Source organism: Halobacillus sp. Nhm2S1 (genome assembly GCF_019599545.1).
In the GTDB taxonomy this organism is placed as follows: Bacteria; Bacillota; Bacilli; order Bacillales; family Halobacillaceae; genus Halobacillus.
Genome location: NZ_JAIEZV010000003.1, coordinates 269,544 through 290,681, shown reverse-complemented (window position 1 = coordinate 290,681; position 21,138 = coordinate 269,544). Strand labels below are relative to the sequence as shown.

Annotated in this window: 18 protein-coding genes; 14 read left to right on the top strand and 4 right to left on the bottom strand. The window is 43.2% G+C overall.

Annotated elements, in window-relative coordinates; genetic code table 11:
* Positions 1-118 precede the first annotated feature (118 nt).
* The 7 genes from K2225_RS13285 to spo0A all read left to right on the top strand — a co-directional run bounded on the left by K2225_RS13285 (position 119) and on the right by spo0A (position 8,216).
* Positions 119-718: a hypothetical protein gene (locus tag K2225_RS13285; protein WP_220585203.1), complete on the top strand. Its 600-nt coding sequence runs from the start codon at positions 119-121 to the stop codon at positions 716-718.
* A gap of 18 nt (positions 719-736) precedes the next feature.
* Positions 737-2,629, top strand: a complete 1,893-nt coding sequence (dxs, locus tag K2225_RS13280) for a 1-deoxy-D-xylulose-5-phosphate synthase (protein ID WP_220585202.1) — start codon at positions 737-739, stop codon at positions 2,627-2,629.
* A gap of 4 nt (positions 2,630-2,633) precedes the next feature.
* Positions 2,634-3,458, top strand: a complete 825-nt coding sequence (locus K2225_RS13275) for a TlyA family RNA methyltransferase (RefSeq protein WP_220585201.1) — start codon at positions 2,634-2,636, stop codon at positions 3,456-3,458.
* Positions 3,459-3,521: 63 nt separating this feature from the next.
* Positions 3,522-3,971, top strand: a complete 450-nt coding sequence (ahrC, locus tag K2225_RS13270) for a transcriptional regulator AhrC/ArgR (RefSeq protein ID WP_089651776.1) — start codon at positions 3,522-3,524, stop codon at positions 3,969-3,971.
* Positions 3,972-3,987: 16 nt separating this feature from the next.
* Positions 3,988-5,712 carry a DNA repair protein RecN gene (recN, locus tag K2225_RS13265; protein ID WP_220585200.1) on the top strand — a complete coding sequence of 575 codons (1,725 nt, stop codon included), beginning with the start codon at positions 3,988-3,990 and terminating at the stop codon, positions 5,710-5,712.
* 235 nt (positions 5,713-5,947) lie between these two features.
* Entirely contained in the window at positions 5,948-7,198 is a 1,251-nt protein-coding gene (spoIVB, locus tag K2225_RS13260) for a SpoIVB peptidase (RefSeq protein ID WP_370632758.1), read from the top strand.
* Positions 7,199-7,436: 238 nt separating this feature from the next.
* A complete protein-coding gene (gene spo0A / locus K2225_RS13255; RefSeq protein ID WP_220585199.1) occupies positions 7,437-8,216 on the top strand; it encodes a sporulation transcription factor Spo0A in 780 nt (259 codons plus the stop codon).
* Between the two features lie 38 nt (positions 8,217-8,254).
* Here the strand turns inward: spo0A and K2225_RS13250 are convergent, their stop codons facing one another.
* On the bottom strand, positions 8,255-8,536 hold the full coding sequence (locus K2225_RS13250) for a hypothetical protein (protein WP_220585198.1): 282 nt from the start codon (positions 8,534-8,536) through the stop codon (positions 8,255-8,257).
* Between the two features lie 207 nt (positions 8,537-8,743).
* Between K2225_RS13250 and K2225_RS13245 the strand changes: the two genes are divergently transcribed.
* Positions 8,744-10,093, top strand: a complete 1,350-nt coding sequence (locus K2225_RS13245; protein ID WP_220585197.1) for an aspartate kinase — start codon at positions 8,744-8,746, stop codon at positions 10,091-10,093.
* A gap of 228 nt (positions 10,094-10,321) precedes the next feature.
* Here the strand turns inward: K2225_RS13245 and K2225_RS13240 are convergent, their stop codons facing one another.
* From K2225_RS13240 to K2225_RS13230, 3 genes are read right to left on the bottom strand one after another with little or no spacing between them, the layout of a single operon-like run.
* The gene (locus tag K2225_RS13240) at positions 10,322-11,062 is read right to left on the bottom strand and encodes a 3'-5' exonuclease (protein WP_255574529.1); all 741 of its coding nucleotides are present in this window, start codon (positions 11,060-11,062) and stop codon (positions 10,322-10,324) included.
* Positions 11,062-12,969, bottom strand: coding sequence for a DUF294 nucleotidyltransferase-like domain-containing protein (locus tag K2225_RS13235; RefSeq protein WP_220585196.1), 1,908 nt, complete (start codon positions 12,967-12,969; stop codon positions 11,062-11,064). Before K2225_RS13235 ends, K2225_RS13240 begins: the two co-directional genes overlap by 1 nt.
* Before the next feature lie 42 nt (positions 12,970-13,011).
* A complete protein-coding gene (locus K2225_RS13230) occupies positions 13,012-13,248 on the bottom strand; it encodes a DUF2627 domain-containing protein (protein ID WP_220585195.1) in 237 nt (78 codons plus the stop codon).
* A gap of 135 nt (positions 13,249-13,383) precedes the next feature.
* Between K2225_RS13230 and K2225_RS13225 the strand changes: the two genes are divergently transcribed.
* The 6 genes from K2225_RS13225 to K2225_RS13200 all read left to right on the top strand — a co-directional run bounded on the left by K2225_RS13225 (position 13,384) and on the right by K2225_RS13200 (position 21,130).
* Positions 13,384-15,459 (top strand): sigma 54-interacting transcriptional regulator, encoded by a 2,076-nt coding sequence (locus K2225_RS13225; RefSeq protein WP_220585194.1) that lies wholly within the window; start codon positions 13,384-13,386, stop codon positions 15,457-15,459.
* Between the two features lie 102 nt (positions 15,460-15,561).
* Complete coding sequence (gene yqiS / locus K2225_RS13220) at positions 15,562-16,464, top strand: phosphate butyryltransferase (protein ID WP_220585193.1); 903 nt, start codon at positions 15,562-15,564, stop codon at positions 16,462-16,464.
* A gap of 13 nt (positions 16,465-16,477) precedes the next feature.
* Positions 16,478-17,581, top strand: a complete 1,104-nt coding sequence (gene bcd, locus K2225_RS13215; protein ID WP_220585192.1) for a branched-chain amino acid dehydrogenase — start codon at positions 16,478-16,480, stop codon at positions 17,579-17,581.
* Positions 17,582-17,595: 14 nt separating this feature from the next.
* Entirely contained in the window at positions 17,596-18,681 is a 1,086-nt protein-coding gene (gene buk / locus K2225_RS13210; RefSeq protein WP_220585191.1) for a butyrate kinase, read from the top strand.
* A gap of 15 nt (positions 18,682-18,696) precedes the next feature.
* A complete protein-coding gene (gene lpdA / locus K2225_RS13205) occupies positions 18,697-20,118 on the top strand; it encodes a dihydrolipoyl dehydrogenase (RefSeq protein ID WP_220585190.1) in 1,422 nt (473 codons plus the stop codon).
* A 19-nt stretch (positions 20,119-20,137) separates the two neighbouring features.
* Entirely contained in the window at positions 20,138-21,130 is a 993-nt protein-coding gene (locus tag K2225_RS13200) for a thiamine pyrophosphate-dependent dehydrogenase E1 component subunit alpha (protein WP_146812912.1), read from the top strand.
* Positions 21,131-21,138: the final 8 nt, after the last annotated feature.

The following is a 21,138-nucleotide window of genomic DNA, read 5'->3' as shown; positions in this document are numbered from 1 at the left end:
GTGACATTCGGTACTCGGCTGGGAAAACCTACTAGACCTAAGCCGCAATTTTTACTTGAATCGTGACCATTCCTTTCCTTACATAAGACACGTCAATTTAGTGATATAGAGGGTATATATGGATAACAAATTAAAAAAATCTTTAAAATTCAGTTTGAGTATCGCCGTTATCACATTTGTGTTAGCGGCTATTTTTTCAGTTATATCTTCTTCCGTATTAAGTGGAGTCATTTGGATCATTGGCCTCGTTATTGTATTCATGATCGTCTTTACGGGTGTCATCTTCGATATGCTCGGTATCGCTGCCACAGCTGCTCAAGAGCAGCCTTTTCACGCAATGGCGTCTGAAAAAGTGAACGGAGCTAAAGAAGCGATTGCTATTGTCAGAAACGCCGATCGATTCGCAAGTTTCTGTAATGACGTAATAGGGGATATATCTGGTATAGTTAGTGGTACGGCGTCAGCAGTTGTGGTCATTCAGCTGGCCAACAACTTCGGCTATAGTGACGGGTCAACAGTTCAGATTGTGATATCTGTCATTTTGACCAGTATTGTAGCTGCACTTACTGTCGGTGGAAAAGCCCTTGGTAAATTTTTTGCCATCAATAAGTCCACAGATATTATTTTCTTCGCTGCGAAGGTTATTTCATGGTTAGAAAAGCGGCTGAAAGTAAGAATAGTAACAAGTGCACCGTCATCCACTAAAAAATCAAGATAAATACAAGGGGGTCCTTCAATGGATCTGTGTAAAATTAAAGACCCTTCAATTTTGAAGGATATGAATACGAACCAACTTGAACAATTGGCAGATGAAACGAGACAGTTTCTCATAGAAAACCTGGCTACGACAGGAGGACACCTCGGGGCAAACCTTGGGGTCGTTGAGCTTACCCTCGCTCTTCATAAAGTATATAAAAGCCCGGAAGACCGTTTTCTTTGGGATGTTGGTCACCAATCCTATATCCATAAGATTTTAACAGGTCGTGGTGGTCAATTTGAAACACTCCGCCAATATAAGGGACTGTGCGGCTTTCCGAAACGAGACGAAAGTGAACATGATGTATGGGAGACAGGTCACAGCTCCACTTCTTTATCGGCAGCCATGGGAATGGCCATTGCAAGGGATCTGAAAAAAGAGAATCATTCAATATTACCGATTATCGGTGATGGAGCACTCACAGGTGGGATGGCTCTAGAGGCCTTAAACCACATCGGACACGAGAAGAAGAATGTAACTGTTATCCTGAATGACAACGAAATGTCAATCGCAAAAAATGTAGGGGCTCTTCACGGTGCGCTCGGGAGAATGAGGAGCGCTGGGAAATATCACCGCGTAAAAGACGACCTCGAATGGGTATTGAAGAAAATCCCCGCTGTTGGAGGAAAAATTGCGCAGGCCGCTGAGCGGTTGAAGGACAGCATGAAATATTTTGTTGTTCCAGGAATGTTTTTTGAAGAGCTTGGATTTACTTATTATGGTCCTGTTGATGGACATGACTTCAATGATCTTATCGAAAATCTGAATTACGCCAAAAAGACGGACGGACCAGTCATTGTCCACGTGATGACACAAAAAGGAAAAGGCTATCATCCTGCAGAGACGGATGTGAAAGACAAATGGCATGGTGTTGGACCATACAAAATTGAGTCTGGTGAAAAAATTAAGCCGGTGGATGCACCACCCGCATGGAGTTCCGTCATTAGTGAAGCTCTCCGCCAAGAAGCGAGGCAGGATGATCGGATTGTTGCTGTCACACCTGCTATGATTCTAGGTTCAAAATTAGAAAAATTTGGAGAAGAATTCCCTGATCGTCTTTTTGATGTAGGAATTGCCGAACAGCATGCAACGACAATGTCAGCTGGTCTAGCTACGCAGGGAATGAAACCATTTTTGGCTATATATTCCACATTCTTACAAAGAGGATATGACCAAGTCGTCCATGATGTAGCAAGACAAAAGCTGAATGTCATTTTTGGAATCGATCGAGCTGGATTGGTAGGGGCTGATGGCGAAACCCACCAGGGAGTTTTCGATATTGCCTTCCTTCGATCTGTTCCGAACTTTGTGATTTCAATGCCTAAAGATGAAAATGAGGCTCAGCATCTTGTTCATACAGCCACTCACTACGACGACGGTCCTTTTGCCATTCGTTATCCAAGAGGCAATGCCAAAGGTATACAAACAGATGAAAAGCCCGAAATCATCCCGATCGGAAGCTGGGAAGTGTTAAAAGAAGGAACAGATGCTGTCATCCTGACGTTTGGTACTACCATTGATATGGCTCTTGAAGCTAGTGAAAAGATGGAAAAGGATGGCCGATCAGTAAAAGTTGTGAATGCACGGTTCATTAAGCCACTGGACGATGCGATGCTTCATGACATCATGAAAGCAGGGATGCCGATCCTAACTGTAGAAGAAGGTGTCCTTCAGGGTGGATTCGGTTCAAGTGTATTGGAGTTTGCAGAGGAACATGAATACTCCTCACAGTGGGTTAAACGTATGGGTGTACCGGACCGCTTCATTGAACATGGCAGTGTCGATAAACTCTGGGAAGAAATCGGGTTAACGACCGATCACATACTGCAAAACTTGAAACAAATGATACCGAATAAACAGCAAAGGGCTTAAGGATATGGGAAGAAAAGTAAGGCTAGATGTATTATTAGTAGAAAAAGGCTACGTGGAAACACGTGAAAAGGCAAAGAGGACCATTATGGCCGGGCTTGTGTTTCATAATCAAGTCCGCCTGGATAAGCCTGGTCAAAAAATCGAAGAAGACACAGAACTCACAGTCAAAGGGAAAGCTATCCCTTACGTAAGCAGGGGTGGGCTGAAACTAGAAAAGGCCCTTAAGTTTTTTGACCTTACCGTGCAGGATAAAGTAATGATTGATATCGGTTCTTCTACTGGTGGTTTCACAGATTGCGGTCTTCAAAATGGTGTGAAACTTAGTTATGCGATTGATGTCGGTTACAATCAGTTGGACTGGGGTCTTCGTAACCATGAACAAGTTGTTGTCATGGAAAGAACAAATTTCAGATACGTGACAAAAGATGATTTGAAAGAAGGACAGCCACAATTTGCTTCGATTGATGTTTCCTTTATTTCGTTACGAATCATCCTCCCTGTATTAGCGAATCTTTTGGATAAAGAGGGCGATGTCGTTGCTTTAATCAAGCCTCAATTTGAAGCTGGACGTGAGCAGGTCGGAAAAAAAGGAATTGTCAAGGACCCGTCCATACATAGACAGGTGATTGAAAATATTCTTGATTTTGCAACTCAACACGGCTATTCTGTACATGGACTCACTTTTTCGCCGATCACCGGCGGAGACGGGAACATCGAATTCCTAGTCCACTTACGGCTGGATGGAGATGGACAAGGCAGGATTACAGAAGAGGTTAATATTGAAGCGGTGGTTGAAGAAGCGCATGAAGCGCACCGCAAAAACGCATAATGAACGTAAAAGGGCTTATGAAAAGCCCTTTTCTTATGGAAGGACTGGAAACGGAGGATGGTCATGAACAAAGGACAACGTCATATCAAAATCAGGGAATTGATTACGAATGACGACATTGAAACCCAGGATGAGTTAGTCGATCGATTAAAGGGTATGGGCTATAATGTAACTCAAGCTACAGTTTCAAGAGATATTAAAGAATTGCATCTTGTAAAGGTGCCTATGATGGATGGACGCTACAAATACAGCCTGCCGGCAGATCAACGTTTTAACCCTTTTGAAAAATTAAAACGATTGATGATGGATGCCTTTGTCAGTATCGATCGCGCTGGTCATTTCATCATCTTGAAAACTCTTCCAGGAAACGCGAATGCAGTAGGGGCACTCGTGGACAATTTGGAATGGGATGAAATCATGGGCACGATTTGTGGAGATGATACATGTCTGATCATTTGCCGCAGTGCAGAACAAACAGAAACGATAAGTGAGCAGCTGCTCAATATGTTATAACTGAGGTGAAAGTTTCATGCTAACAGAATTGTCTATTCGTGATTTTGCAATCATTGATCGAATTTCAATTACGTTCAAAGAAGGTCTCACCGTACTCACAGGGGAAACAGGTGCGGGTAAATCGATCATTATCGATGCCATACAGCTGCTATCTGGTGGACGAGGGTCTGTCGAGTTCGTGCGTCATGGAACAAAAAAAGCTGAAATTGAAGGATTGTTCACCGTAGGAAACAATCATCCCATTCATAAAGTGGGAGAAGAGTTTGGCGTTGATATTGATGAAGATGGAATGGTCGTACTTCAGAGGACCATTACGCACCAAGGTAAGAGTATTTGCAGGGTAAACGGGAAACTGGTTACGCTTGGGATTATGAAAGAATTCGGTCACTCTTTAATCGATATCCATAGCCAGCATGAAACACAATCACTAATGGATCCCGACCGTCATATCGAACTCCTGGATATTTTTTCGGATGACGATATGAAGTCTTCTTTGGAAGAATATCATCGAGTATATGACAAATACCGTTTACTGAAGAAACGTTACAAGGAATTGAGTGAAAATGAGCAGGAGATGGCCCAACGGTTGGATTTGCTTGAGTTTCAACTGAGAGAACTGCAAGAAGCTGAAATGCAGCCACTGGAAGATGAGGAACTTTCAGAAGAACGTAAAAAGCTGATGAATTATGAGAAGATTTATCAAGGAATTCATGATGCTTACTACTCTCTATATGGGGAGCAAAAAGGCCTGGACTGGCTCAGCCATGCCATGACTTCTCTAGAGAGCACAGCAGACGTGGATGACGAACTGGCTAAGCTTTCTGAAGAAATGTCGAATTCCTACTATATCATTGAAGAATTGACTTTCCAATTAAGTAATCAAATGGCAGCGCTAGAATTTGACCCCGAACGCTTAAATCAAATTGAATCACGTTTAAACGAATTGAACCGTTTAAAAAAGAAGTATGGAGCTACAGTCGATGATATGCTTCAATACGCTTCAAGGATCGAAGAAGAGATAGATGAAATTAGGAATAAGGATTCTCATTTGAGTAAGATGGAAGATGAAATTTATGAACTGGGGCAGGATGCTGTGATGGAGGCGAAAGCACTCCATGACATCAGGACGAGCTCAGCAGCGAATTTGTCTGAATATATCCATGAAGAGTTGAGGGATTTATATTTAGAAAAAGCCTCTTTTGCTGTCGATATTAATTTGAAAGAAGGAAGGGAAGCTGACCCTGAACTTGACGGCCATCCGGTACAGCTGCTCCCGAATGGGATAGACATCGTAAAATTCCTAATCACCACAAATCCAGGTGAACCATTAAAAGAACTACATAAAGTTGCATCGGGAGGAGAAATGTCGCGGATCATGCTTGCTTTGAAGCGGATTTTTTCACGACATCAGGGCGTCACAAGTGTGATTTTCGACGAAGTAGATACAGGGGTCAGCGGTCGAGTGGCCCAGGCGATTGCTGAAAAAATCTACGGGATATCGGAAGGATCACAAGTCTTGTGTATTTCACACCTTCCCCAAGTAGCTGCTATGGCCGATACTCACGTTAGAATTGAAAAGCGAGTGGATAATGATCGTACTCATACAGCTGCAAAAGAATTAACATATGATGAGAAAGCAGACGAGATCTCCAGAATGATCACTGGTGCAGAACTTACAGAAACAACGGTTGAACATGCGCGTGAACTGCTTCTCATGGCTGAAAAACATAAGAAACGATGAAAAAACAAAAGATAAGCGTATGGATTTTACAATCCATACGCATTTTTTATCTATACGTAGTTTCCGCAAAATTTCATATGATATTCCAATCTTTGCATATACGTTGGAGAATGTTTCTACACAAGGGAAAGGGTACTATAATTACTGTGATTATGCTCGTTTAAAAATGCTTGTGGAAGACCACATTATAAGTAAGCCATTTAGTTGGTACTGGAGTGATAAGGAGTGTGAACCCGTGAAAGATCAACAGACATTTAAATATATTTGCGGTTCCGTTCTCCTGCTGTTCATGCTCATTTTACCTTTGATAGCCCCTGTTCATGATTATCTTTCCATCCCTACCGATGTGAAAATCAGTGCATCCAATGATACAGAAGTCCTTTCTGAAGGGGAAGAGACAGAAGCATTGACTGCTTTTTCATCCACTGATGATCATCAAGTCTTTTATGAGTTCGCCGGAGTTCCGCTCAAGAAAACAGATGTAACGCAAATGCGTGACATCCGTTTGATTCCTGGCGGTCAGTCGGTGGGGGTTGAATTGCATACAAAGGGAGTTCTAGTCGTCGGACACCATTTAGTGAATGGAGAAAAAGAGGCGAAGAAATCACCGGGTGAGGAAGCGAATGTCCTTGTTGGTGACATTCTCCTTGAAGGGAATGGTCAGGAACTCAATAGTATGGAAGAGCTGTCCTCCATCGTCAAAGAGTCTGGCGAAGCGGAGAAACCCATTGAACTTAAAATCAAGCGAGGGAAAGAGACGATCTCCACCTCTTTAACTCCGGTTTTTAACGCCCAGGAGAACGAGTTTCAAATTGGTCTCTATATCCGTGATTCAGCTGCAGGTATTGGGACAATGACGTTTTATGATCCAGAAACGAAAAAATATGGAGCACTTGGCCATGTAATTTCGGATATGGATACGAAGAAACCGATTGAAATTCATGAAGGGACGATTGTTCGTTCCCATGTAACCTCTATTGAAAAAGGAAGCCAGGGAATTCCTGGTGAGAAAAAAGCGAAATTTTCATTACGTGATGATCGGCTAGGTACGATAACTAAAAACACACCATTCGGCATTTTTGGTGAATTGGATGGGGATATGACAAATGACACGTACCCTAAAGGTGTCCCTGTCGGATTTGCAGAAGAAGTCGAAGAAGGACCTGCACAAATTATGACCGTGTTAGATGGTGAAGAAATGCAGACCTTTGATGTGGAAATCGTCAGTAATATGCCGAAAAAATCAGCAGTAACAAAAGGGATGATTGTAAAAATCACTGATCCTGAACTTCTTGATAAAACAGGAGGCATTGTTCAGGGGATGAGTGGAAGCCCTATTATTCAAAATGGAAAAATTATTGGTGCAGTCACTCATGTGTTCGTCAACGATCCGACAAGCGGATATGGGGTGCACATTGAATGGATGCTACAAGAAGCCGGGATACCATTATACGAAGATAACATCACTAAACAAAAAGCGAGTTAGAAGAGCCTTATTAAAGGCTCTTCTTTTTATGTATCAGCATTGTATTTAATCGACAAATTTCGACAATTGTTATGAGGGTATGTCGAATTTGTACGAATTCATGAGTATTTTAAAGCATTTTCAAGATAATCTCAAATATTGAAATTTTTTTGTTATAATAAAAGAGGGTTAAATTCCTGGATGTCGAATATGTGTATTACGGAAAAAAGAAGGACTATTTTGTAAGGAGGAAAAATAAATGGAAAAGATTCGAGTTTGTTTGGCTGATGATAACCGTGAGCTTGTAAAGCTACTTGAGGAATATTTTGATGATGCGTCGGATATTGATGTTGTAGGGACGTCCTATAATGGGAAAGATTGTCTTCAAATGGTAGAGGAGAAGAAACCGGATGTGTTGATTCTGGATATCATTATGCCACATTTAGACGGGCTAGCAGTCTTGAACAAATTAAAAGACATGGACAAGCACCCAGAAGTCATTATGTTGACGGCTTTCGGTCAAGAAGAAGTCACGAAGAAAGCAGTAGAACTTGGTGCCGCTTACTTCATGATGAAGCCATTCGATCTCGACCATCTTGGTGAACAAGTTCGTCAGATTAAACATGCGGGTGACCCGATCAATCGTGCATTGGGGAACAGCTACACATCAACCAAATCGAGAAAACCGGACCTTGACACAAGTATTACTCACATTATCCATGAAGTGGGAGTACCAGCCCACATTAAAGGTTATCAGTACTTGAGAGAAGCCATTACGATGGTCTACCATGATCTTGAACTTCTTGGCTCAATTACAAAAGTCCTCTATCCGGATATTGCAACGAAATATAACACGACGGCATCCCGAGTAGAACGTGCCATCAGGCATGCGATTGAAGTAGCTTGGAATCGAGGAAACATCGATGCCATTTCTTCCTTGTTCGGCTACACGATCTCCAACACAAAAGCAAAACCGACGAATAGTGAGTTTATAGCGATGGTAGCGGATCGCTTACGCCTAGAGCATAAAGCGAGTTAAATAAAAAGCACGAGAGGTGGAAAGCATCTCTCGTGCTTTTATTTTTCTGCTGCCATCAATGCTATAATTTCTTTTGCAAGCTCAACATCTTCATATATACCCGCATCAATCTCCTCGATTTGCTTATACAAGAAATCGTAAAGCTCTTCTTCAAGTAAAAAAAGTCCGTCTCTGTTAATCAACCGGTAACTAAAGGGAAGGTCCAAGTATTGAATGATTACAAAGGTGTGTCCCTGATCCTCGTATGTACAAAGTATGGATAATTCACTATCCTCGGGATAATACCTGGATCCACCAAATCCATCCCTTTTCAAAACCATAGAACCACCCTTCCTCTTATCATCCATCATATCTAAAAATACCAAAAGATGTAACAATTTTGTAGAATAAATGTAAAAATTCCCATGGATACGTCAATTTTCGCAGCCTGTATGTTTTTTTCTAATTTTTTATTCAATTGTGCACCTCTTTTGTGATACAATTCTTAATTATTAATTACTTTCGTTCTTTAATGGGGTGTTGTATAAATGAAGGTTGTAAAATTTGGTGGCAGTTCTTTAGCAGATGCCGGGCAGATTAAAAAGGTGAAAAATATTATGGAGTTAGATGAAGACCGACGCGTTGTTGTCGTTTCAGCTCCAGGGAAACGTCATAGTAAAGATGAAAAAGTGACGGATCTCCTTATTGCTTTAGGTACATCCATACAAATGAACCAAATGGATGAGACCGTTTATAAAAAAATCATCAATCGCTTTCAATCGATGACCGAGGAGCTCGAGCTCTCCTTCCATGTGGTGGAACAAGTAAAGGATAAAATTGATGAAGCGATCCAATTGGTGAAAGATCGTTCTGAGCATGCGCTTGATGCTTTGAAAGCTTGTGGAGAGGATGGATCTGCTCATATTGTGAGTGCATACTTGCAGAAGACGGGGGCTGAAGCTTCTTATGTAAATCCAAAAGAAGCAGGAATTCTCGTTCGGGATCAACCTGGTGGAGCGTTGGTTTTAGAAGAAAGCTTTGAAAAATTGTACAGTTTGAGACATCGTAATGAAATTCTTGTTATTCCAGGATTTTTTGGTTATACGCCTGAAGGTGAATTGGTGACGTTCTCCCGCGGTGGATCTGATATTACCGGGTCGATTGTAGCAGCTGGTTTAAAGGCAGACTTGTATGAAAACTTTACGGATGTCGATTCTGTTTATTGTGTGAATCCCATGTTCGTGGACCAGCCAAAACAGTTGACCTCTTTAACTTATCGAGAGATGCGGGAGCTTTCCTATGCAGGCTTTTCCGTATTTCATGACGAAGCGCTTATCCCAGCGTTTAAAGAAAAAATTCCTGTATGCATTAAAAATACGAATAACCCTGCGGCTCCTGGGACAATGATAGTAGCGGACCTCCCTGAAAGGGAAAGTCATGTCGTAGGTATTGCAAGCGATGACGGATTTTTGAACTTATACGTAAGTAAATACTTAATGAACCGGGAAATTGGCTTTGGCCGCAGGTTGCTTCAAATATTAGAAGATGAAGAAGTATCCTTTGAACACGCTCCTTCTGGAATCGATGACATGTCCGTTGTCATTCGTGAACATCATCTTCCACCTGAAAAAGAGGAAAAGGTTATAAAGCGGATTAAGGAAGAACTTGAAGTAGATACTGTCTTGATTGAAAGAGAAATGGCTATGATTATGATCGTAGGGGAAGGTATGAATCAGACGATTGGTATCGCCAGCCGTGCAGCGGCAGCTTTCCGTGAGGCGGAGGTCAATATTGAGATGATTAACCAAGGGTCATCTGAAGTTTCCATGATGTTCGGTGTCAAGTCCTCAGGCTTAGGCAAAGCCGTCCAATCCCTGTATCGCACGTTTTTTGAATAGGCTTCCTAACTTTTAATGCAGATAGAGTTATTGAGAATATTGGCAGGAGTGATGAATTCTTCAACGTTTCGAGGTGTGTGCCGGGAACATATCCTGCTTGAGCGTCAGAGAATGGCTGTGAAGCGCTTTATTTCCCACAGACCCATCCACTCAACAAAATTTTTGAAACGGAGCCTTCCACAATCAGGAGTTTATATGTAAGAAGACAGAAAAACGAACCAGTGATGTTCACTGCTTCGTTTTTTTCTGTTGAGCTAAAACTTCATTTAATTGTTCCAATGTGTGAACGTCATAATCAATCGTTTTTGAAAGTAAATACCGAAATAGTTCTGCCGTCATAATCGCATCATTCAATGCATGGTGTCGTTCCCTTTTATCAATACCTACGTACTTCAGCAAAGGATCAAGCTGATGCCTTACGTTCGGCAGAAGCCATTGGGCCATAAGTTGGGAGTCGATCACGTGTGGTTCATAATCAGGAAGCTTCCACCTTTTTAACATAGCCCTTAAGAAACGCATATCAAACTTAGCTGGATGGGCGACAAGAACAGAACCCTCGCTGAAGTCCATGAAGTTGCGGAAACCTTCAATGAAAGGGCTGGCATTGTCCAGACGGTCCCGGGATAGTCCTGTTAAACGCAGTGTTTGTTTATTAACAGGACGGATGGGCCGGATTACCTGATGAAATTTCTCCATTCGGCAAGCATGCAGTCCTTGCAGTCTGATTGCCCCGATCGATATGATCTCATGCCCGATTTCCGGTAAGAACCCGGTTGTCTCAAGGTCAAAGATGGTATAGTCCAAGTCCTTCAATAGCTTCTTGTGAAAATGTCCCTTTTTATTGAAAACGTGCAGCTGCTTTTCTAATTCATGGTAGGTGTGCCATTTCAGGTAAGGTTTGATCTTGAAATAGTACATCGGTTTCTCAAAAAGCAGATACTTTATTATTTGTAAGTCGACTGGAAGCATTATACCACCCGATTTCGGTTATAGCTCAGTTCTAACACCTGCTGCAGGCGTTTTGCGATAATGAGCGCTTCTCTGAGTGATCGACGTTCTTCTTTTTTCATGGGGCCGAGTTTTAAATCATTGCTTAATGGTTCTTCGTCGTCCAACTGTTGAAGATTAGCTTTCAAACGAAACAACATAAGACGATGCAAGGCTGTTTTCGCATTTTCCACATCACGCGGGTGGAAACGCTCCTGTTCAGCTAAAGCTTCAAGCCTGTTTACGGTATTAATCTCTTCAATTCCATATTTCATACTGTATATACGGATGGCATTGACGATTTGCATAATCGCTGATTTCTTCAAGTTGAGCGTCCGCTTTTTACCAATTCCTGAAATTCTTCCAAATGGTTGGACAGGGACCCGGAAACGAAGTGTATCTTTCATAAGCAATTGATGAAGGTTCAAGGACTTCTGAACGCGTTTCGTTACGTATTTCTTTAAATCATAAGCAAGAGAATAATCGCCGGTAATCGGACGGAAATCCATGAAGATGGTGAAATCTCGGATTTCTTCTGCGTCCATTTTGTTGATCCACTGGTCGATACTTCCCTGCCAATCGCTCATCTGTTGACGCCACTTCGGTTCCTTTGCCATTATACCGCCTGTGCAGTAAGGAAAGCCGCATTCATTCAACATATCATTGATTTTACAGGTGAAAGTTTCGAAGTACTCTTCGATTTTCGCTTTATGCTTACTTTTGTCGTAGTCGGCAAGAATAATGGCGTTATCCTGATCTGTGGAGAAAGCCTGTTCTTTCCGTCCTTCACTGCCCATAACAAGGAAACAGTAATTGACCGGAGGAGCTCCATGACCTTCACGGATCATTTCGTCTTCTGCAATTTGTACGACTTGTTTGTGAATCCGATCGTTATAGTTCGTCATCAACTCCGCAATGTCATAAGCGAACATGTGATCTTTAATCAAACTCGCCACGAATTTTTGGAACCGTTCATTATGAATCGGGGACAGCGGTTTAATTTCTTCGATCGTCGTAGCATTTGAAATCTTATAGGTCAGGTCGAAGTACACGGAATTTTTTATAGTGAAAAACGAGGACTGCCTCAAAATTCCAACGACCTTGTCTTTATGAAGAACAGGGATGATTTCTGTAGGATGGTGCTTCAAATAACTCAAAGCATCATAGATGAATTCCTGCTCATTGATCTCATAGGCTTCTTCAGACATATAAGCTTTGACAGGGTTTTTGTGATCGTTCTCAAAGTAAGCCTTCAATATTTCACCATATCCAATCATACCAAGCATGGATTGTTGGTCATCACTTACAATCAGTGCTTCTATCTTCTGCTGCTGCAGCATGCGGGCAGCTTTCTCGATTGAGGCTTCAGGATGTATAAAAGTAGGAGGCTCCATATAAGCGTCTGCACGCTTCTTGTACAGTTCGCGATCATCCTGTTCATCTGTCGTAGAGCTTTTATATTTTACTTCATCGTATAAACTTTTCATTAAATGGCTGATGCCATCCATCACAACTTTTGAGAAGTGATTGTTGTTTGACATCACTTTCAAGAAGGATTCACGTTCAAAGCAAATGGTTTTGATCGGTTCTAATGCCTGAACAGAAAATCGCATCTCCCCGCTTGTGAGGAGGATCATTACACCTACCAGGTCTCCCGGATAATAGAATCTTACTGATAATTGGCGGCCGTTCGACCGGTGCATGATATTTTTAGCAAGTCCGGAGACCATGAAGTGGATATCGATCGTATCATCTTCCTGATCTTCATGGATGATGAATTCGTTCTTTGAGAATTCTCTGACCATGGCTTTCCCAAACACTTCTTCAAACTCTTCCTCAGAAAGCAAATCGAAAGGATATTGCTTTCTAAACATTTCAAACTCTGTCACAGAGCAAAACTCCTTCATCATAGTTGTTATTTTCACTATGTCCTAATCCTTTTGTTTGAACCGCCCTTTGGTCAAGTTGCGCTTTCTGTCTCTGTGCAGGATAAAACCTCCAATGAAGGCCATTCCGCCAGCAACAAAGAGAATTCCAACAAGTCCTTGAATGGCGATGTGAAAGAAGATCGAGTGAAATTCACCAAAAAGGGCATCCCGAATCAATTTTATCCCATAAACGGCGATCAAACCGGGGGTAACTAATAAAAGTAAAGCAATTAATCGCATACTCATAACTCCTTTAATTCAATCCATGAATAAGTATATCAAATGGCAGGACAGGTTGGAACTATAGACGTACTTGCTAAAACGTGCAGATTAGGGTACGATATAGTTACGCAAAAAGTTGCAGGGTGTGGTGAAATGAAACGTGTGTTAATTGTCGGAGCGGGGAAAGGTGGAACCGCCCTGTTGAAATTGTTGAAGAAAATGGATCGTATGTTAGTGGTTGCCGTAACAGACATCGACCCGAATGCACCGGGAATAGCGCTTGCTGAGAGTTACGGAATTTCTACAGACCGACAGTGGCAGGATTGGATACATAGAGAAATTGATATCGTGATCGAAGCCACGGGGGATGAACGAGTGTTCAACGAAATTCGGGAAACCAGAAAACGCTCAACGGTTGTCATTCCAGGTTCCGTCGCTTATGTGACCGCAGAATTACTGGATGAAAAGGAAACACTCGTGCAAAAACTGAAGCAGCAGACGGAAAATCAACACCTGATTTTGAACAGCATTCATGATGGAATGATTGTTATAGATGAGGATGGTAAAATTTCATTTATCAACCGAAGTGCAGAGCGCATTATAGGGATGGGGCGTTCATCTATGATTGGAGAACCCATCAATGAAATCATTCCGGATTCAAGGCTGCCTCAAGTCCTGGCCTCCCGCGAAGAAGAAGTGAATCAGAAGCTTGCTTTAGGGAATGGGAAGAAAGTAGTGACTACAAGAATTCCGATGATTGGGCAAAACCAAAGGGTGATCGGTGCTTTTGCTGTTTTCAAAGATATTACGGAAGTTGTCAATCTCGCTGAGGAAATCACAGACCTAAAAGAAGTGAAAACGATGCTTGAGGCCATCATTCATTCTTCGGATGAGGCGATTTCGGTTGTCGACGAAAATGGAAGCGGTTTAATGATTAACCCTGCATACACGAGGATTACCGGGCTTTCAGAAGAAGAAATCGTTGGAAAGCCGGCAACGGTCGATATATCTGAAGGCGAAAGTATGCACATGAAAGTTCTCCGTACAAGAAGGCCCGTCCGGGGAGTACGTATGAAGGTTGGACCTTCTAAAAAGGACGTTCTCGTTAATGTCGCCCCTGTGATCGTCGATGGAAAGTTAAAAGGAAGTGTGGGAGTTCTTCACGACGTTTCTGAAATTCAAGCGTTGACGAGTGAACTGAAAAGAGCGCGACAAATCATACGCAGTTTGGAAGCGAAGTACACGTTTGATGATATTATCGGAGACTCCCAGGAAATGACCTTGGCTCTTGAGCAAGCGAAAGTCGGTGCGCGCACGCCAGCTTCTGTCTTGTTGAGAGGGGAGTCGGGAACGGGAAAAGAACTTTTCGCCCATGCCATTCATAACGAGAGCAAGCGGCGCCATAATAAGTTTATCCGTGTCAATTGTGCGGCCATAGCAGAATCCTTACTTGAAAGTGAATTGTTCGGTTACGAAGATGGTGCTTTCTCAGGTGCAAAACGAGGCGGTAAAAAAGGGCTTTTCGAGGAAGCGAACCACGGAAGTATTTTTCTTGATGAGATCGGTGAATTGACTCTGCCGATGCAGGCGAAATTGCTGCGGGTGCTGCAAGAGAATGAAATCATCCGGGTCGGTGGTACGAAACCCGTCAATGTGGATGTTCGTGTAATTGCTGCCACGAATGTGAATTTGGAAAAAGCGATTATGAACAAGAATTTCCGTGAAGATCTTTATTATCGTCTAAACCGGCTTCCGATTTACATTCCTCCTCTTCGTGAAAGAATCGAAGATGTTCAGCTTTTGACGGACCATTTGATCCAAAAGCTGAATGAAGACTATGGAAGACATGTAACCTCAGTAGATGAGGAGGCTTTTCGGATTTTGAAAGATTACGATTGGCCGGGAAATGTAAGAGAGTTAGAAAACATTATCGGCAGGGCGATGATTTATATGGAGAATATGGAAGATACGATCAAGGTGGAACATCTTCCCCGGCTTAAAAAGGCAACAGCGGAATCAGGCGGACCCACGGAAAATGCGCCATGGCTGGGAGAGACTTTGCAAGAAGCCGTAGATGAATATGAAAAGAGTTTGCTTGCCGATGCTTACCGGTCCCATGATTTTAATAAAACGAAAACAGCTAAAGCTTTAGGGATTTCCATTCGGAATTTATATTATAAATTAGAAAAATACCAACTGGACAAAAACAGCATGCAAAATTTTTCATAGTGCAGACTTTTGCATAGGTATGAACCTCCAGGAGAAGCTGTTTTCGTGTTCGTAGGAGTTGGCATAAATATTGCATGTATAGAAGAGGGGAAGAGGTGACGCATGAAAAAGTTAGATGAACTAGTTGATCAAATTGACCGTCGCTCACCGAAAACGGTCGCTGTTGCTCAAGCAGCAGATGATGAAGTATTGAAAGCAGTTAAATTGGCCCGGACGTCCAACCTGGCTGAATTCTTTCTTGTAGGAGATCAAACAGAGATTGAAAACAAGTCAAAAGCTGTTGATTTGGATTTATCACAGGAAGGTATTGAAGTGATCCATGCAAGTGAGAGGGATAGTGCACGAGTGGCTGTGAAAGCTGTTCACTCCGGCGATGCTCATGTTGTGATGAAAGGCCATATCGATACAAAATCTTTGTTGAAAGCAGTTCTTGATAAAGAGTACGGACTCAGAAAAGGTTCGGTACTGTCTCATGTGGCTTTGTTTGAAATTCCAGGTAGGGATAAACTGATTTACCTTACTGACGCAGCGATGAATATCGCGCCAAGTCTGGAGGAAAAAGTACAAATCATCAACAATGCCGTGGAAGTAGCTACACGGGCTGGTTGGGAGAACCCGAAGGTAGCTCCACTAGCTGCAGTAGAAGTAGTAAACCCTTCCATGACAGCCACTCAAGATGCCGCTATGCTTACGCAAATGAACAGGCGCGGGCAACTGAAGAACTGTATCGTTGATGGCCCTCTTGCCTTTGACAATGCTGTTGATCCAAAAGCAGCAGAACAAAAAGGAATTGTATCAGAAGTAGCGGGGCAGGCGGATATCCTCGTTGTGCCATCCATAGAAGTGGCCAATGCCTTGTACAAGTCATTCATATATTTCGCCAATGGAAAAGTGGCGGGCGTGATCAGTGGGGCTAAAGCTCCGATCGTATTGACGTCGAGAGCAGATGATGCCCAGAGCAAAATTTATTCACTGGCTTTAGCTTTACAAGCCAGTCAACAATAGGAGGAATCACACAATGAAAATTTTCAGCTATATGCAAGAGTACGATTACGAGCAGTTGTTATTCTGTCAAGATGAACAATCCGGTTTAAAAGCAATTATCGCTATCCATGATACAACGCTTGGGCCTGCTCTCGGAGGCACACGTATGTGGACATATGCTTCAGAAGACGATGCAGTAGAAGATGCGCTGCGTTTAGCAAAAGGAATGACCTATAAAAATGCAGCTGCTGGCCTGAATCTCGGTGGAGGGAAAACGGTCATCATCGGGGATCCTAAAAAAGATAAAAACGAAGAAATGTTCCGTGCTTTCGGTCGTTATATTCAAGGTCTGAATGGCCGTTATATTACCGCAGAGGATGTAGGAACAACCGTACAGGATATGGATTTAATTCATGAAGAAACGGATTATGTGACGGGAATATCCCCTGCTTTCGGTTCTTCAGGAAATCCTTCACCAGTGACTGCTTACGGGGTTTACCGTGGCATGAAAGCTGCAGCTAAAGAAGGTTTTGGCACGGATTCCTTAGAAGGAAAAACAGTCGGTGTGCAGGGTGTTGGAAATGTAGCCTTTACTTTATGCCGTCATCTCCACGAAGAAGGAGCAAATCTTGTTGTAACAGATATCAACAAAGAAGCGGTTCAGCGTGCAGTTGAAGAATTTGGTGCTAAAGCGGTTGATCCGGACGATATTTACAGCGTGGATTGTGACATTTATGCACCTTGTGCCCTTGGAGCAACGATAAACGATGAAACGATTCCTCAACTAAAAGCGAAAGTCATTGCTGGTGCAGCAAATAACCAGCTGAAGGAAACCAAGCATGGCGATATCCTGCATGAAAAAGGCATCGTCTATACTCCGGATTACGTAATCAACGCAGGGGGCGTCATCAACGTAGCAGATGAGCTTCACGGATATAATAAAGATCGTGCGATGAAGCGGGTAGAAACGATTTATGACAACGTATCCCGCGTATTTGAAATTTCACGCCGTGATAACATTCCAACATATGCAGCTGCAGACCGCATGGCGGAAGAACGCATCGAGCGTATGCGCAGATCCCGCAGTCAGTTCCTTCAAAATGGTCAACACATCTTAAGCAGAAGACAGAACGGTTAACGGGGGTTTAGGAATTGCAAACACATCGTATTCTGGTCATCAACCCAGGTTCCACATCTACGAAGATCGGAGTCTTTGATGATCAGGAAGTGGTTTTTGAAAAAACGATCCGTCACACGGCGGAGGAAATCAGTTCATACAAGCGAATTATTGATCAATATGAATTCCGTAAACGTGTCATTCTCGACGAGCTTGACCGTGAAGGCATCAACATCAGCAAATTGAGCGCAGTTTGTGGTAGAGGCGGATTGCTACGTCCTATTGAAGGTGGGACGTATGAGGTCAATGAAGCGATGCTTGAAGACTTAAAAAATGGATACAATGGAGAACATGCTTCAAATCTTGGTGGAATCATTGCCAATGAAATTGCTCAAGGCTTGAACATTGGAGCCTATATCGTCGACCCTGTGGTGGTGGATGAACTCCATGAATTGGCCAGAGTTTCTGGTGTACCTGAAATCCCAAGGAAAAGTATCTTTCATGCCTTGAATCAAAAAGCTGTCGCAAGAAGAGCGGCAGCTGATCTTGGTCTGTCCTATAAAGATGCCCGCCTGATCGTCACTCACATGGGGGGCGGGATCACGGTAGGTGCCCATGTCGGAGGCCGAGTGATTGATGTCAACAATGGTTTACACGGAGATGGACCTTTCTCCCCTGAGCGGGCAGGGACCGTTCCTGCTGGTGACCTTGTTTCCCTATGCTTCTCCGGCCAATATTATCGTGATGAAGTCATGAAGAAACTGGTCGGGCAAGGGGGCCTAATGGCGTACTTGGACACAAACGATGCCCGTGAAGTCGAAGAGATGGTTGCCAATGGAGACCAAAAAGCGAAAGTTGTGTTTGACGCCATGGCTTATCAAATTGCCAAAGAAATTGGAAGCATGAGTGCTGTGATGGAAGGTAAAGTGGATGCGATTGCGCTCACGGGCGGACTTGCCTACGGGAAAGCGTTCGTTGAAGAGATATCAAAACGTGTGCATTGGATTGCAGATGTCCTTGTGTATCCTGGTGAAAATGAGCTGGAAGCGTTGAATGAGGGGACGCTGCGTGTCCTTAATAAAGAAGAAGTTCCGAAACAATATCCTAACTTTCAAGAATAGGAAGGAGAATCCAAGGTGGCACAAGAATACGATTTGGTCATTCTCGGAGGTGGCACAGGCGGTTACGTCGCCGCCATCCGAGCTTCAAAATTAGGTCTGAAAACAGCGATTGTAGAAAAAAGAGAACTTGGGGGGACATGCTTACACAGAGGGTGCATCCCTTCAAAAGCATTGCTTCGAAGTGCTGAAGTATTCAAACAGACGAAAGAAGCTGACCGGTATGGGGTTTCAACAGAAAACCCAACCTTGAATTTTACAAAAGTCCAAGAACGGAAACAATCAATTGTAGACACACTACATAAAGGCGTTCAAGGATTGATGAAAAAAGGAAAGATCGATGTCTATGAAGGCTTTGGCCGTATCTTAGGTCCTTCTATTTTTTCACCAACAGCAGGAACGATTTCTGTGGAGATGAACAATGGGGAAGAAAACGAAATGTTGATTCCGAAAAATGTGCTAGTGGCAACAGGTTCGACTCCAAAGTCACTGCCTGGACTTGAAATCGATGGTGAAGTTGTCATGAGTTCTGATGAAGCTCTGCATATGAAAGAACTACCTGAATCCATCATCATCGTCGGTGGAGGGGTCATCGGAATCGAGTGGGCCTCTATGCTTGCAGATTTCGGTGTTAAAGTGACGGTTCTTGAGTATTTGCCACACATCCTTCCTACCGAAGACGAAGATATTTCCAGGGAAATGTTGAAGCAGATGAAAAAGAAAGGCGTCGACATTGTTACAAGCGCTAAGGTCCTTCCTGATACGATCGAGAAAGACACTGGTGTAAAAGTTGATGCAGAAGTGGACGGCGAAACGGTTACTTATGAAGCAGAACGCATGCTGGTTTCTGTCGGGAGATCAGCGAACGTTGATAATATCGGTCTTGAAAACACGGATATTCAAGTTGAAAACGGGACCATTCAAACCAATAAGGTCTACCAAACGAAAGAAAGTCACATTTACGCGATCGGTGATGTCATCGGAGGCATGCAGCTTGCTCACGTAGCTTCTCATGAAGGAATGATTGCTGTTGAACATATGGCAGACCAAAACCCACATCCGATGAACCCGGAGCAAGTGCCATCCTGTATCTACTCCAATCCGGAAGTTTCAAGTGTTGGTTTGACGGAAAAAGCGGCAAAAGAGAAAGGGTTCGATGTGAAAGTAGGCAAGTTTCCATTCCAAGCGATCGGGAAAGCGCTCGTACACGGAGAAACCGATGGCTTTGTCAAAATCGTAGCTGACAAAGAAACCGAAGATCTATTAGGTGTGCATATGATCGGTCCACATGTAACGGACATGATTTCAGAAGCAGCCTTGGCTCAAGTTCTTGATGCTACGCCTTGGGAAATCGCTGAAACGATTCACCCACACCCAACGCTCTCTGAAGCGATCGGGGAAGCGGCTATGGCCGTTGACGGCAACCAAATCCATGGATAAATAAGAAGGAGGGATCCTCATGGCTGAAAATCGCCATAAAGCTTTAGGCTTAAGTGATGATCAAGTGTTGGACATGTTTCGCACGATGTTGTTAGCAAGAAGAATCGATGAACGGATGTGGTTATTGAATCGCGCGGGTAAAATCCCATTCGTCATTTCCTGTCAAGGTCAGGAAGCTGCCCAAGTAGGGGCTTCGTATGCTCTTGATCGTGAAAAAGATTATGCTCTGCCTTACTACCGTGATATGGGTGTCGTTCTGTCATTCGGTATGACTGCTCAGGACTTAATGCTCTCCGGATTTGCTAAAGCAGAAGATCCAAACTCGGGTGGACGCCAAATGCCGGGTCACTTTGGTCAAAAGAAAAACCGGATCGTTACCGGTTCCTCACCTGTTACTACACAAGTGCCGCACGCCGTAGGTATCGCTCTGGCAGGGAAGATGGAGAAAAAAGACTTTGTTTCTCTCGTAACCTTCGGTGAAGGTTCTTCCAACCAGGGGGATTTTCACGAAGGGGCGAACTTTGCAGGGGTACACAAGCTTCCTGTTATCTTTATGGTTGAAAACAATAAATATGCTATTTCTGTTCCAGTATCCAAGCAGCTTGCCTGTGAAAAAGTTTCTGACCGCGCCATCGGTTATGGTATGCCAGGTTTCACCGTAGACGGCAATGATCCTTTAGCTGTTTATGAAGCGGTAAAAGCAGCGGCGGATCGTGGACGTAATGGAGAAGGACCGACATTAATCGAGACTGTGTCCTACCGTCTTACTCCGCACTCAAGTGACGATGATGACCGCACATACCGGGAGCGAGAAGAAGTGGATGAAGCGAAGAAAAAGGATTCGATCGTCACTTTCGCGCAGTACTTGCGTGATACAGGTGTACTGACGGATGAGAAGGAAAAAGAAATGAATGACGAAATCAGCGAAATCGTCAATGAAGCGACCGATTATGCTGAGAATGCGGCCTATGCGGAAGCAGAATCAGCAATGAAATATGTATACGAAGAGTAAGGAGGGGG

Excerpts from the sequence above, each read along its gene's own strand:
- K2225_RS13285 (WP_220585203.1), top strand. The coding sequence starts at position 119 with ATGGATAACAAATTAAAAAAATCTTTAAAATTCAGTTTGAGTATCGCC.
- dxs (WP_220585202.1), top strand. The coding sequence starts at position 737 with ATGGATCTGTGTAAAATTAAAGACCCTTCAATTTTGAAGGATATGAAT.
- K2225_RS13275 (WP_220585201.1), top strand. The coding sequence starts at position 2,634 with ATGGGAAGAAAAGTAAGGCTAGATGTATTATTAGTAGAAAAAGGCTAC.
- ahrC (WP_089651776.1), top strand. The coding sequence starts at position 3,522 with ATGAACAAAGGACAACGTCATATCAAAATCAGGGAATTGATTACGAAT.
- recN (WP_220585200.1), top strand. The coding sequence starts at position 3,988 with ATGCTAACAGAATTGTCTATTCGTGATTTTGCAATCATTGATCGAATT.
- spo0A (WP_220585199.1), top strand. The coding sequence starts at position 7,437 with ATGGAAAAGATTCGAGTTTGTTTGGCTGATGATAACCGTGAGCTTGTA.
- K2225_RS13250 (WP_220585198.1), bottom strand. The coding sequence starts at position 8,536 with ATGGTTTTGAAAAGGGATGGATTTGGTGGATCCAGGTATTATCCCGAG.
- K2225_RS13245 (WP_220585197.1), top strand. The coding sequence starts at position 8,744 with ATGAAGGTTGTAAAATTTGGTGGCAGTTCTTTAGCAGATGCCGGGCAG.
- K2225_RS13240 (WP_255574529.1), bottom strand. The coding sequence starts at position 11,062 with ATGCTTCCAGTCGACTTACAAATAATAAAGTATCTGCTTTTTGAGAAA.
- K2225_RS13230 (WP_220585195.1), bottom strand. The coding sequence starts at position 13,248 with ATGCGATTAATTGCTTTACTTTTATTAGTTACCCCCGGTTTGATCGCC.
- K2225_RS13225 (WP_220585194.1), top strand. The coding sequence starts at position 13,384 with ATGAAACGTGTGTTAATTGTCGGAGCGGGGAAAGGTGGAACCGCCCTG.
- yqiS (WP_220585193.1), top strand. The coding sequence starts at position 15,562 with ATGAAAAAGTTAGATGAACTAGTTGATCAAATTGACCGTCGCTCACCG.
- bcd (WP_220585192.1), top strand. The coding sequence starts at position 16,478 with ATGAAAATTTTCAGCTATATGCAAGAGTACGATTACGAGCAGTTGTTA.
- K2225_RS13200 (WP_146812912.1), top strand. The coding sequence starts at position 20,138 with ATGGCTGAAAATCGCCATAAAGCTTTAGGCTTAAGTGATGATCAAGTG.